Origin of the sequence: Chryseobacterium sp. SIMBA_038 (genome assembly GCF_046535115.1) — a bacterium.
GTDB lineage: Bacteria > Bacteroidota > Bacteroidia > Flavobacteriales > Weeksellaceae > Chryseobacterium.
In genome coordinates this window covers 62,083-74,882 of sequence record NZ_JAWRXH010000007.1, presented here as the reverse complement: position 1 = coordinate 74,882, position 12,800 = coordinate 62,083, and the positions used below count along the sequence as shown (strand labels likewise).

Here is a 12,800-nt window from a genome sequence, read left to right as displayed (position 1 = left end):
CTGAGCGATTTATTGATCTGCAGCCTTGTCTTTTCCAAACCATTTTTTCACTAAATCTTTTTGCGCCTGCGAACCTTGTTTACCTAAGCCTAAAGCTGTAGTTAATTCACAGTTTTCACCTTGACAATTTGATCCTCCGAGTCCGCTGTACAAAGCTGCGATGGCTTTTAAAGGCTCAGATAATTTTTGAATTGCAGTTTCATTAATGGTTCCCGGAGTTTCCTTAGATTCGGCTATTAAAATGTAATTTTCAGTTTTAGCGGCTTCTTTAATTTCTTCAGCTGGTGTAGAGTTCTTTACTGGCGGAGTTACAAGAATACTGTCTGGATTTTTTGTAATCGTTTCTTCAGTTTTGTTGTTTTTATTACATGAAAAAAGGAATAATGATAATACTCCGAGGGTTAAAATATTAAATTTCATAATTTATTTTTTGTGATATGATCAATAAAGATACCAAATCAGCCTTAAATTTTGATATGGAAAGCTTATAAATAATAATCAAATCATCATTAATATTTAATTTATTATAAAACAGAATATTTTTAATCTCAATTGTAAAAACGATAGGGTAAGTCTTTATTTTATTCGGGAAATAATAATTTAAAGAGTGTAATATTAATTTAAACTAAGTTTAGTACATCCGTTAGATGTAAAAATCGTAACTTTGCAATTCAAATTTTCATGATGGAATTAGAATACAAAGAGCATTTAAGTCCGATTCTTAAGGACGGGGTAAAAAACTATTTAATAGACATCGACGGAACGATTACGGACGATGTACCAAATGAAGAGCCGGAGAGAATGGTTACTTGTGAGCCTTATCCAGACGCTTTAGAAACAGTGAATAAATGGTACGACGAAGGTCACCAGATCTGTTTTTTCACTTCAAGAACAGAAAATCTAAAGCAAATTACCATTGATTGGTTGGATAAGCACGGATTTAAATATCACAGTGTTTTATGCGGAAAACCAAGAGGAGGAAACTATCACTGGATAGACAACCATTTGGTAAGAGCAACAAGATATAAAGGAAAATTCACGGATCTTGTAGAAAAGCAAGTTACGATTGAAGTTTTTAAAGATTAAAATTATAATTCGAGGATTTAAAGATTAAACGATTAAAGTGGATAATACTGCATGATCTTTTAATTTTTAAATCTTTTAGTTTTTAAATAGATAAAGAATATTTATGAAAGTTTTAGCAAACGATGGGTTGGATCAGTCTGGGATTGATGCATTGACTGAGAAAGGTTTTGAAGTGATCACTGCAAAAGTTCCGCAGGAGTTTTTGGTAGATTATATCAACGAGCACAAAATCCGTACTTTATTGGTGCGTAGTGCAACGCAGGTAAGAAAAGATATTATTGATAATTGTCCGTCGCTTGGAATCATCGGTAGAGGTGGAGTAGGAATGGATAATATTGATGTAGATTATGCAAGAGAAAAAGGAATTCATGTGATCAATACGCCTTCTGCTTCTTCAGAATCTGTTGCTGAATTGGTTTTTGCTCACTTATTTTCGGGAGCAAGATTTTTACAGGATTCAAACAGAAAAATGCCTTTAGTAGGCGATACAGAATTTGGAGGTCTTAAAAAAGCATATGCTGCAGGTATAGAATTAAGAGGAAAAACCATCGGTATTGTTGGGATGGGAAGAATCGGACAAGAAGTTGCAAGAATCGCTCTAGGTCTTGGGATGAGAGTGGTTGCTGCCGACAGCAATGTTGGAAGAGCAAGCATTAAAGTGAAATTCTACAACAATCAGTTCATTAATGTAGATATTGAAACAGAACCTTTGCAGGAAGTTTTGAAGCATTCAGATTTTATTACCCTTCATGTTCCGGCTCAGAAAGACGGTTATATGATCGGTAAAAATGAGTTTGATATTATGAAAGACGGTGTTGCTATCGTAAACTGCTCAAGAGGTGGTGTGATCGACGAGTCTGCTTTAATCGAAGCTTTAGATTCAGGAAAAGTAAGGTTTGCAGGTCTTGATGTTTTCATTAATGAGCCAACACCTTCTAAGGAAATCCTTAATCATTCTAAAATCTCTTTGACGCCTCACACAGGAGCATCTACTTTGGAAGCTCAGGACAGAATTGGTTTGTCTTTGGCAGAACAAATTTCAAGTATTTTACAGATTCAGTAATCTGTTGATTATAAAGAATAAAAAAACACCTCAATTTGAGGTGTTTTTGTTTTATAGGTTATTTTTACTTTTAAGCAAATCTCTGATTTCCGTTAATAATTTTTGATCGTCAGTTGGTCCCGCAGGAGCCGGCTCTTCTTTTTTAGTTATTCTATTAGCACCTTTAATGATCCAGAAAAGTACCATTGCAATACATAAAAAGCTGATAACTGATGATAAGAAGTTTCCGTAGGTAACTCCGTTCCATGATAATTTTGTAATGTCGTCCGCGCCCGCAGCTTTAAGAGCAGGAGTTAATAATAAAGGTGTAATGACGTCCGCAACTAATGACGATACAATTTTCCCAAAGGCACCACCGATTATTACCCCGACTGCCAGATCAATAACATTACCCTTAAAGGCAAATTCTTTAAATTCTTTTAAAAATCCCATAATTTTTTTACATTGTGTTACGGGCAAATATAATAAAATTTTGATTTGTTAGGGATCAGTTTTTTAAGAATAAATAAAAACCACTTCAATTTTGAAGTGGTCTGGGTTTTATATGTTGTTTTTACTTTTAAGCAAATCTCTGATTTCCATTAATAATTTTTGGTCTTCAGTAGGTCCGGCTGGAGCAACCTCGTCTTTTTTAATAATTCTGTTAGCACCTTTAATGATCCAGAAAAGTACCATTGCGATACATAAGAAACTGATTACAGCAGAAAGAAAATTACCATAAGTAACACCGTTCCAAGATAGTTTTGAGATGTTTTCTGCCCCCGCAGCTTTAAGAGCAGGATTTAATAATAAAGGAGTAATAACATCTTCTACCAAAGACGAAACGATTTTTCCAAAGGCTCCACCAATGATAACACCGACTGCCAGATCAAGTACATTTCCTTTAAAAGCAAATGATTTAAATTCTTTAATAAATCCCATAATTTATATTTTTAAGTATTGTTATAAACAAAAATAGGAATTTATGTTATAAAAATTTTTATGATTTCAAGTTTTTATTTAAAAATATAAGTGAATTAATTTTTTATGCGATTTAATTTCACATTCGTTTTATTTGTTGTTTAATTTTAAAAAAATCGAAAAAATTCTTTGTAAATTGCTGTTAACAGTAGTATGTATAATAAAAACAATAATAATTATGAAAATTTTTACAGCAGAGCAGATCCGTAAATGTGACGAATTTACAATTTCTGATGAACCTGTTTCGTCAATTCAATTAATGGAAAGGGCAGCACAAAGTTGTGTAGACTGGATCTATGAAAACTGTAAAAATCATAGAAATTTCACCATATTTTGCGGCAGTGGAAATAACGGAGGAGATGGTTTTGCCATCGCTAAAATGTTGTATTTAAAAGGTTTTGATGTCGATGTTTTTGTAGATCCCAAAGCAAAATATTCCAATGACGCGAATGTGAATTTTAAAGAATTAAAAGAAGTTTCAGGCGTACTTATTAAGAGTTTTAAGGATGTTGAAAGCTATCGTTTTGACAGCAGAACGGTAATTATAGACGCTCTTTTCGGAACTGGATTATCAAGAGAGTTGGAAGGTGATTATAAACAACTTGTTAATGATTTAAACTCTAAAAATAATGTCAGAATTTCAATTGATGTTCCGTCAGGATTATTTACAGACGTTATTTCTGATGAAAATTCTACTATTTTTAAAGCAGATTATACATTAAGCTTTCAGTTTTGGAAAAAAAGTTTCCTGCATCCCGAAACAGGAAAATATACAGGAAAAGTCGTTATTTTAGATATAAATTTAAGTGAAGAATATATTTCAAATACATCAACACCGGATTTTGTTATTGATGATAAAATTGTAGAAAGTATCTTCAAACCCAGAAACGAGTTTTCTCATAAAGGTACTTATGGAAAAGTGACGATTGCTGCAGGAAGTTATGGTAAAGTCGGTGCCGCTATTTTGGCGACAAAATCAGCTTTAAAAACTGGAACTGGATTAACTTTTACTTTAGCTCCGAAATGCGGATATGAAATTCTTCAAACTTCTTGCCCCGAAGCCATGTTTATACAAGGTGGTGAAAATTATATCGATCAGTTTGATATTGATGAAACCTCAGTTTGTGGAATTGGCCCGGGATTAGGAACAGATTCAGAAACGGAAAAATCTTTATTAAAATTTTTAAAACAATATCCAAAATCATTGCTATTAGATGCTGATGCTTTAAATATTATTTCAAAAGATGAGAAAAACTTAAAATTAATTCCAAAAAAATCGATCATAACTCCGCATCCAAAAGAGTTTGAAAGATTATTTGGTGCGACAAAAAATTCTTTCGAAAGAGTAGAATTAGCACGAAAAAAAGCTAATGAACTACAAATTTATATTGTCTTAAAAGATCATCACACCCAAATAATTACTCCAGAAGGAAACGTTTTTTATAACATTGCTGGAAATTCAGGTTTGGCAAAAGGAGGGAGTGGGGATATCCTAACAGGAATCATAACTTCATTTCTTGCTCAGGGATATTCGGAAGAAAATGCCGCCATTTTCGGTGTTTGGTTTCATGGAAAAGCCGCTGAATTCGCTTCTGAAAAATATTCTAAAGAATCTATGCTTCCAACGGATGTTATTAATGAATTCGGAAATGTTTTCGAAGAACTCAATAAAAATACGTCAATAAAATTATAACATAAATTAAAAAGGCAAATTCGCGTGATGCAAATTTGCCTATTTAAATATGATAAACTAAGCTTATTCCGGTTTCCCGTTTTCTGCTTCTGTAATCTTAAATTTCTTGGAATAAATCATAATCACAAATCCTGCGATCATAAAAGGAATTGAAAGAATTTGTCCTGTATTCAATCCTCCAAATTGGATGAATTCGTCTCCTTGAGGTTCTTTCAAGAATTCTACAAAGAATCTGATTGCCCAAAGAATGATGAAAAACAGTCCGAATAACCATCCCTGTTGGTATTTTTTGTTGGTTCTTGTATATAAGATCCATAATAAAACGAATAAACAAACATACCCGATCGCTTCAAACAATTGTGTAGGATAACGTGGAATTGTTACGCCGTACTCACTGCTTTGCTGAGGGAAAAATATAGCGAATGGTGAGCTAGGATCAACCGGCTTTCCTATAATTTCAGAATTGAAAAAGTTACCCATTCTTACAAAAGCACCTCCTAAAGCAACTACGATTCCTATTCTGTCATAAACCCAGAACGGATTTTTCTTGATGATTTTAAATGAATAATAAAGTGTTGTGAAGATCAAAGCGATCGTCGCTCCGTGGCTTGCCAATCCTGAAAATCCTGTGAATTTTAATCCGTTTTTAGTGCTGATTGGTAAAAATACGCTCCAGAAATCTTCTTTGAATAATTCCGGCTGATAGAAAATAACGTGTCCCAATCTTGCTCCCAAAATAGTTCCGATCAACGTCCAAGTGAAAAGAGGTTCCAGATATTTTATGTTTACATTATCGATCTTAAAAATTTTAGCCATTAAAACATAACCTAATCCAAAAGCGAAAATGAACATCAAACTATAGAAATGTAGCGTGATTGGCCCTAATTGAATCCCTTTTGAAGGATCCCAAATTTTAAATGGAGTTTCCAGTTCTACCTTATCAGAAGATGCAATTGGCTTGTTAGATTTTACAGCATATTTAAATGTAGTGATATTGTCCTGCGTAGCTCCGGTTTGAATTAATTTAAAGTTCTTATCAAAAAACTGATACTGATTTTCTTTAAATCTTGCCAAAGTTTGCACACTATAATTGTAATAATTAGGCTCAAAGTTGGACTCATTCAGAATAACCAAAACATTGTTGTCTATTTTTTTATCGGCAAATCCGCTAAGATCCTGGGCTTCAGTTGTTGCATAAATTTTTACGGGTATTTCAGTTGAATTTACCTTTAAAGTTCCGTCTGATAAACTGCCCTGATAATCCTGTGCAAAAAGACTTTGCGTAATAAAGGCAAATAATACAAGGTAAATTCTGAAAAAAATATTACTCATTTCTATTTTTTTAATAGTTTGTTCGTTGATTTTATTTTTTTGGTGGAACAGGATCATATCCGCTTCCTCCCCAAGGATGACATTTTGAAATTCTCTTCAAACCCAACCAAAAACCTTTAAAAATACCGTGAACCTGCAACGATTTCACCATGTAATGTGAACATGTAGGCTCGTAACGACAGTTTTTTGGAAGTAAAGGCGAGATAAACCATTGGTAAAATTTTATTAAAACTACCAAAGGAAAAGTGATGATTTTATTGAATGTGAGTTTCAAAGCAATGCAAAAATAGGGTAAAAAAATTAAAATTAGTTTAAATTTGTTATAAGTTTCGGGGCGTAAATAGTTGTTTCATCGGATAAATTCCGGCGTTTGTCGATTTTGTATATTTACACATTCAAAATTGAAATATTTATGGGTGCTTTGTCATCTTTGTATTAAAAATTTTCACTTTAAATCAAATCAAAAAAATCTTGAATCAAAATATTCCATTAGCTGAAAAATTAAGACCTAAAACCTTAGATGAAGTTCTCGGGCAGGAGCATCTTACGGGAGAAAAAGGAACGATAAGAAAAATGATAGAGAATAATGCTTTGAATTCTCTTATTTTCTGGGGTCCTCCAGGAACCGGAAAAACGACTTTGGCTGAAATTATTTCTGAAAAATCCGGAAGAACATTTTATAAACTTTCTGCGGTTTCTTCAGGAGTAAAAGATGTTCGGGATATTATTGAAGAAGCCAAAAATCAGAATTTGTTTTCAGGAAAATCACCGATCTTATTTATTGATGAAATTCATCGTTTTAATAAATCTCAGCAGGATTCACTTCTTCATGCGGTTGAAAAAGGCTGGATAGTTTTAATTGGAGCAACTACGGAAAATCCAAGTTTTGAGGTGGTTTCTGCTTTGCTTTCGAGGAGTCAGGTTTATGTTTTGAAAGCTTTGAGCTATGAAAAACTGGAAGAACTTGTTGATATATCTTCCGAGAGATTTAATAAAGAAGAAAATACCAATTTTAAAATTTTGGAAAAAGAGGCTTTAATTCAATATTCGGGAGGTGATGCCAGAAAATTGATCAATTCTGTGGAACTTGTTTTAAATCAATATAAAAACTCTGATACCAAAGAAATCATTAATTCTGATGTTCTTGAAGTTCTTCAGGAAACGATGGCTTTGTATGATAAAAATGGTGAACAGCATTATGATATTATTTCCGCTTTTATAAAATCAATGCGCGGAAGTGATCCGAATGGAGCTGTTTATTGGCTCGCAAGAATGATCGCGGGAGGTGAGGATATTAAATTTATTGCCAGAAGAATGTTGATTTTGGCTGCTGAAGATATTGGTTTGGCGAATCCTACAGCTTTAATGATCGCTAATAATTGTTTTCAGGCAATCAACGTGATTGGTAATCCGGAAGCGAGAATTATTTTGAGTGAAACAGCAATTTATCTGGCCGTTTCCCCGAAAAGTAATTCGGCTTATATGGCAATTAATGATGCTTTGGCATTGGTAAAGCAAACAGGAAATCTGCCTGTTCCTCTACATCTCAGAAATGCGCCGACAAAGCTGATGAAAGACATGGATTACGGTAAGGAATATAAATATGCCCATTCTTATGAAGGCAATTTTGTCGATCAGGATTTTCTGCCACAGGAAATCAAAAGTTTAAAATTATATGAGCCCGGAAATAATGCGACCGAAAAGAAGATCTACGATGAGCTTAAGAAAAAATGGAATGATAAATACTAAAAAAAGGATACTCACTGAGTATCCTTTTATATTTTGAATAATAAAATTATTTCGCTTTAGTTGTAAAAGTTAAGAATTTTTTACCGTTCTCTTCTTTGATCTGTTTGTTGTTCAGAATTTCTGCGTAAACCTTAGTTTCAGGATTTTTGAACTCATAACCGTCGATGAAAACCGGTGTGTCTGTTGGAAGACTGTCCATTTCATTGACTTGAGCTATTGTAAGTCTGTCTAAACCTTCGTAACCTTTGATAAACTTATATTCTACAAGTCCGTTATCTGCAAGATCAGCATATTTTTTAAGGTTTTGAGGTAATGCAGCCTTTGTTCTTGGAATGCCTTTACCTTGAAGCATGTTGCCTTTAGTGGCGAACATATCTACAGATCCTACAACGTCATTGGCAATTGCAAATTTTGTAGATGCATTTTTCTGAGCAAATAAACTTGCTGAAGCAAATATTAATAAAGAGTAGAGTAATTTTTTCATAGTTTATGGAATATGTAACTGTTAAAAACTTGATAAATATAAGTATTTTTTATAAAATGTGAATGAATTTTTAGTTTAAATTAAAAATTAACCATCAATAAGACCTTTTATTGCAATTCAGGATTGTCATTTTCAATGTTATCATCTTTTTTATCAACAAGATTTTTAATGATATTTTTTAATCGCTGAAACATAAATGAACTCAGTAATAAAATGATACCCAAAATAATAAATGCAATAATTCTTGAAACATTATCCATTTGCCATACGTCGTAAGCGTATAGTTTTAAAATCATCAAACCAAGAAGAGCGAAACCAACTTTGTTGAGTTCGGAAATGTTTTTCTTTAACCCCAAATAAATAAAAATACTTGAAAGAATTGCCCAAATTATTGGTAAATATAAAATACTGAAGTGTTTTTCGAGCTTCCAGACTGTCAAAATGTCAGTTGTATTAGCCAGAATATATAAATGGTACAATTCACAACTGATTACGGTAACAAATGTGATAGATGCAAACCAATACGCAATTTCTTTTTTGAAGAAATCTGATTCCGGTAATATTTTCCAAAGTGTATAAATAAATGGAATCCAATAGAGTAGGTGTACGGCATAAAAATTAATATCAATTTTTTTTACTAAAATAGACGTCACAATTCCTGATGCAGAAAATGAAACATTTAACATTAATAGAAACAAAAAGATATAAATAAGTCCGGTTTCAAAATCTTTATTGATATCTAATTTTCTACGGAACAATAAAATAATAAAAAGATAATACACACTGAATAACAGTCCAATACTGAAAATAAACGACCAAGGTTTTCCTGAAATATGATAAATAATTTCCAATAACAGAGCAACGTAAATTACTCCAAAGCTTAAAATTTTAAAGGTATATTCAAAAAAACTGTTGTCCTGTTTTTGGGTTTCCGGAAGTTTTTTCAACAAAATCAAATTCGCGAGAGTTGTTATTACGGTAACTGAACTTGTTAAAAATACAGGATTAAAGACAATATTGAGATTCTTCGCAGTATAATATTCAGCCCACGTAACCATTTGAGTGATGATTACCAAAGGGAACAAAACATAAAAACAAAGCTTAAAAATAGTAAGATTGGTTTTCTTCCAGATAAATAAAAGTAGTGTTGCTTCAATCGCCCAAACTGTTGTGATTAAATGCGTCTTAAATTGCAACGCAAACGCAATGGTAACAAGGCTTACCGTAATTCCTGTAAAAACAGAATAGCTGACTCCAAAGGCTTTTTTATTGTATTCTTTGAGTAATAATAAGCCGTTAATTAAAGCAAAAATAATAGGAAATATAATAACTGGTTCATATTCTAATTCATTGAAAATATACACGATACCAATAATACTTGAGAAATTAATCAACACAAGCATTAAGATATCATAAGTTGAAAGTAAGTTTTTCTTGATATAACTCTGCAAAGCAAATGCGTAGAAAATTATATAAGCAATAATGTAAAAATAGATGCTTAAAATTTCCGGTTTTTCTAAAGTCCAGTAAAAAAGATAAATATTGGTGAAAATAAAGGCGATCCAACCCACGCTTTTCCATTGTTTTAGAAACGCGATGATGAGCATTCCAATATTTAAAACCATTATGTAAGTGAAGAGGAAAGGGTAGTTGCTTTGTCCGGTGCTGATCATTAAAGGTGCTAAAAATCCACCAAATAACGAGAAAATAATTAACGTTTCACTCTTATAATAATACGATAGAAGTATGGAAATCAATGTAATAATACAAGTAATGATAAAGGCGAAATTCTGTGTAAACAAATGATATTCCCTAAAAGCAATAGTGGTTGTGAAATATAAAATTGCAATTCCGCCGCCTGTAATAATTGATGAAAATATAGCGTAGTTTTTCCTTAAAAAATGGGCAGTCAGCATAATTCCGCCACCGATTAGGAAACCAATTCCGGCTCTTGAAGTTTCTCCGATCCAGTTTTTATCAATCGCATACTTTACAAAATATCCGATTCCGAGAACCAGAGTGAAAATTCCAATGATTGTCAATATGTTTTGTTTTAGAAAATCAAAAATCGGAGCCACCCAATCTTTTTGTGGAGGAATTTCTTCGGAAATGGAAATCTGTTGTTCTATCGGCTGAACTTCCTGAATATCTTTATCTAAAGTAAATTTTACTTCAGAAGTTGTTTTTTCTTCCTTGATTTCAGTTAATTGTATACTTTTATTTGCGTTTTTTCTTAACTCAGAAATTTCATCTTCAAGATAGCTTATCTTTTTACTAAAAGTATAATAGGCAAAAATAAAGGCGATGATTAATATGATGAGCAGGAAGTTTTCCATTTGTCGTTTTATTTATCAAATATAGAAAATTCGGGGAGGTTACAAAGAATTAATCCACCACATAAAACATGCGATGGATTAATTATATAGAGTGATTAAAGTAAAAGTAATTTTCTAGTTCGATACTTTATAAATATAAAAAGAACCTGTACTAGAGCCCAACAATCCAAGATCAAGCAAAGAAGATCCTGTAAGTCCAAATGTGATCTTATCGCCACTTTGCAGTGTGTAAAGAGAATTTAGACTTGCTTCTGAGATCGTTAAACTTAATACAAGAAGGTTCGCTCCACTGAAGGTTCTGTTGTCAATTAGAGTTGCAACACCAGCGCGTGTTCTTAAAATTCCTACCCCTGGAGAGTTTGATAAAATAGCAGCCTGAAGTCCTGTTCCGTATCGGAAAGAAAATCCAACTGCATAAACTCCACTCGTAGGAACGGTGTAAGTATGATCTGTATCGGAAAATAGCGATGCAGTTCCTAAAGTTCTTTCTGCCTGTACAAAATTTACAGCTCTAAATCCCGTTGGGAAAAGTCCTAAGCTTAATAAGCTAATACCTGCTGATTTCTTAGCGGAATAAACACTTGTATTAGAGCTATTTGTATTGATAGCATTTACTGCTGCATCAATAATTAGCTGAGGATTCACTTGGGCAACCTGAAAGTCGCCACCAGTATTTTGGTTTACTGCCAAGATCTGATATCCTGGAAGTGCTGGAGCAACAGGTGTTGTCCTGATTTTCATGGTTCCGTTTACATCTAGCATGGCTAAAGGAGTTGGAGTCCCGATTCCGACTTGCGAAAATGCGCTAATAGCAATTAAGGATAAAATTGCACTACAAATTTTAGTTTTCATGTTAAAAAATTTAATTAGTTATGGTCAAATCAGTTAGTTTTCAATTTTTTTTAAAGCAAAAATCATGCCTGTGTGATTAAGCTTTTTTTAACATTAATTAATAATTAATAAAATATTTTTAATCATATGTTTAATATTTATTTAAAAAATACAGATAATTAGGTTATTTATGTGAATTTGAAAAATCGAATAAAGCTTTTAGGTTGAAAAAATTCAATCAATAAATCACCAAATGGTTAATTATTTTAATTAAAAAAAAATAATACTGTCATGAAATATGACAGTATTGCTTATAATTGAGAAAATTTGTGACTTTAGCTCTCCAATAGAAATTCTTTATAATTTCCAAGGAAATCTACGTTTGCGTTAATTGATTTTAATTCCTCCAATGCATTTTCATGTAAAACGGCATCCCATTTTCCGGCAACATTAATGTAGAAGAAATAATTTCCAAGACCAGTTTTTAACGTTCTTGATTCTATTTTGCTTAAATTCATTTTTCTCCATGCAAAAACAGACAATACCTGATGCAAGCCTCCTGCATGATCTTCCGGCAAGGTGATCAATAATCCGGATTTTTCACCAATAACTTCAAGTTTATCATTATTATATATATCATTACGTTTTGATATAATAATAAAGCGGGTATGATTTTGTTCAAAATCCTGAATATTTCGATTAATAATTTTCAACCCATACAAATTGGCTGCAAACTGATTGGCAACTGCCGCTCTTTTAAGTTCAGGATGTTCAGAAATATATTTTGCAGCGGCTGCGGTGGAAGAGAAGTCCTGTCTTTGTACTTCTTTATAATTAGTATCTAAAAAATGAAAACTCTGAGCTAACGCTTGTGGATGAGAATAAATTTTCTCGATTTCATTAGCATTATTGTCAGGGTGAATCATTAAGTGGTGGGCAATCGGCATTACGGCTTCGGCTTCAATTTTTATCAAAGAGGTCTTATATAAATAATCCAACGTCATCGAAACAGTACCTTCTATTGAATTTTCCAACGGAACCACCGCTTTATCTACTTCGCCTTTCTCAACCGCATTGAAACAGTCTAAAATATTAGCCTGTGGCAAAAGTTCTTCATTTGGAAATAATTGGGCAGTTGCGAGCTGTGTAAAACTTGCGTGAGGACCCAAAAATGCAATCTTCATCATATTTTTATAAATTAAATTCTATATTTCTTTGAATCAAAGTTCAAATATGGCAATAAAAATTTAAACTCAGGATTTTTTA

At 32.6% G+C, this 12,800-nt stretch carries 13 protein-coding genes; 4 read left to right on the top strand and 9 right to left on the bottom strand.

Annotated elements, in window-relative coordinates; genetic code table 11:
* Nucleotides 1–9: 9 nt before the first annotated feature.
* Nucleotides 10–420 carry a hypothetical protein gene (locus SB689_RS17860; RefSeq protein ID WP_410693459.1) on the bottom strand — a complete coding sequence of 137 codons (411 nt, stop codon included), beginning with the start codon at nt 418–420 and terminating at the stop codon, nt 10–12.
* Nucleotides 421–684: 264 nt separating this feature from the next.
* Here SB689_RS17860 and SB689_RS17855 point away from each other — a divergent pair, with 264 nt between their 5' ends.
* Nucleotides 685–1,086, top strand: coding sequence for a phosphoheptose isomerase (locus SB689_RS17855; RefSeq protein ID WP_066750468.1), 402 nt, complete (start codon nt 685–687; stop codon nt 1,084–1,086).
* Nucleotides 1,087–1,189: 103 nt separating this feature from the next.
* On the top strand, nt 1,190–2,149 hold the full coding sequence (locus SB689_RS17850) for a D-2-hydroxyacid dehydrogenase (RefSeq protein WP_410693458.1): 960 nt from the start codon (nt 1,190–1,192) through the stop codon (nt 2,147–2,149).
* A 51-nt stretch (nt 2,150–2,200) separates the two neighbouring features.
* Here SB689_RS17850 and mscL (SB689_RS17845) read toward each other — a convergent pair whose 3' ends face one another.
* Nucleotides 2,201–2,581, bottom strand: a complete 381-nt coding sequence (gene mscL, locus SB689_RS17845; RefSeq protein WP_410693457.1) for a large conductance mechanosensitive channel protein MscL — start codon at nt 2,579–2,581, stop codon at nt 2,201–2,203.
* A gap of 108 nt (nt 2,582–2,689) precedes the next feature.
* Nucleotides 2,690–3,070 (bottom strand): large conductance mechanosensitive channel protein MscL, encoded by a 381-nt coding sequence (gene mscL / locus SB689_RS17840; protein WP_410693456.1) that lies wholly within the window; start codon nt 3,068–3,070, stop codon nt 2,690–2,692.
* Between the two features lie 217 nt (nt 3,071–3,287).
* On the opposite strand from mscL (SB689_RS17840), the gene SB689_RS17835 reads away from it, so the two are divergent.
* On the top strand, nt 3,288–4,802 hold the full coding sequence (locus SB689_RS17835; protein ID WP_410693455.1) for an NAD(P)H-hydrate dehydratase: 1,515 nt from the start codon (nt 3,288–3,290) through the stop codon (nt 4,800–4,802).
* 63 nt (nt 4,803–4,865) lie between these two features.
* Here the strand turns inward: SB689_RS17835 and lgt are convergent, their stop codons facing one another.
* Nucleotides 4,866–5,732: a prolipoprotein diacylglyceryl transferase gene (gene lgt, locus SB689_RS17830; RefSeq protein WP_066759410.1), complete on the bottom strand. Its 867-nt coding sequence runs from the start codon at nt 5,730–5,732 to the stop codon at nt 4,866–4,868.
* Nucleotides 5,733–6,165: 433 nt separating this feature from the next.
* On the bottom strand, nt 6,166–6,408 hold the full coding sequence (gene yidD, locus SB689_RS17825; RefSeq protein WP_066750451.1) for a membrane protein insertion efficiency factor YidD: 243 nt from the start codon (nt 6,406–6,408) through the stop codon (nt 6,166–6,168).
* Nucleotides 6,409–6,605: 197 nt separating this feature from the next.
* On the opposite strand from yidD, the gene SB689_RS17820 reads away from it, so the two are divergent.
* The gene (locus SB689_RS17820; RefSeq protein WP_410693454.1) at nt 6,606–7,883 is read left to right on the top strand and encodes a replication-associated recombination protein A; all 1,278 of its coding nucleotides are present in this window, start codon (nt 6,606–6,608) and stop codon (nt 7,881–7,883) included.
* 46 nt (nt 7,884–7,929) lie between these two features.
* Here the strand turns inward: SB689_RS17820 and SB689_RS17815 are convergent, their stop codons facing one another.
* From SB689_RS17815 to pheA, 4 genes are all read right to left on the bottom strand, one after another.
* Nucleotides 7,930–8,367, bottom strand: coding sequence for a hypothetical protein (locus SB689_RS17815; protein ID WP_410693453.1), 438 nt, complete (start codon nt 8,365–8,367; stop codon nt 7,930–7,932).
* Nucleotides 8,368–8,474: 107 nt separating this feature from the next.
* A complete protein-coding gene (locus SB689_RS17810) occupies nt 8,475–10,703 on the bottom strand; it encodes a DUF2339 domain-containing protein (RefSeq protein WP_410693452.1) in 2,229 nt (742 codons plus the stop codon).
* 114 nt (nt 10,704–10,817) lie between these two features.
* Complete coding sequence (locus SB689_RS17805; protein ID WP_410693451.1) at nt 10,818–11,555, bottom strand: hypothetical protein; 738 nt, start codon at nt 11,553–11,555, stop codon at nt 10,818–10,820.
* Nucleotides 11,556–11,869: 314 nt separating this feature from the next.
* Nucleotides 11,870–12,718 carry a prephenate dehydratase gene (pheA, locus tag SB689_RS17800; protein WP_410693595.1) on the bottom strand — a complete coding sequence of 283 codons (849 nt, stop codon included), beginning with the start codon at nt 12,716–12,718 and terminating at the stop codon, nt 11,870–11,872.
* Between the last annotated feature and the right edge of the window lie 82 nt (nt 12,719–12,800).

Coding starts and splice junctions, on each gene's coding strand:
- pheA (WP_410693595.1), bottom strand. CDS start 12,718: ATGAAGATTGCATTTTTGGGTCCTCACGCAAGTTTTACACAGCTCGCA.
- SB689_RS17850 (WP_410693458.1), top strand. CDS start 1,190: ATGAAAGTTTTAGCAAACGATGGGTTGGATCAGTCTGGGATTGATGCA.
- SB689_RS17810 (WP_410693452.1), bottom strand. CDS start 10,703: ATGGAAAACTTCCTGCTCATCATATTAATCATCGCCTTTATTTTTGCC.
- SB689_RS17805 (WP_410693451.1), bottom strand. CDS start 11,555: ATGAAAACTAAAATTTGTAGTGCAATTTTATCCTTAATTGCTATTAGC.
- mscL (WP_410693456.1), bottom strand. CDS start 3,070: ATGGGATTTATTAAAGAATTTAAATCATTTGCTTTTAAAGGAAATGTA.
- SB689_RS17815 (WP_410693453.1), bottom strand. CDS start 8,367: ATGAAAAAATTACTCTACTCTTTATTAATATTTGCTTCAGCAAGTTTA.
- SB689_RS17835 (WP_410693455.1), top strand. CDS start 3,288: ATGAAAATTTTTACAGCAGAGCAGATCCGTAAATGTGACGAATTTACA.
- mscL (WP_410693457.1), bottom strand. CDS start 2,581: ATGGGATTTTTAAAAGAATTTAAAGAATTTGCCTTTAAGGGTAATGTT.
- SB689_RS17860 (WP_410693459.1), bottom strand. CDS start 420: ATGAAATTTAATATTTTAACCCTCGGAGTATTATCATTATTCCTTTTT.
- SB689_RS17855 (WP_066750468.1), top strand. CDS start 685: ATGGAATTAGAATACAAAGAGCATTTAAGTCCGATTCTTAAGGACGGG.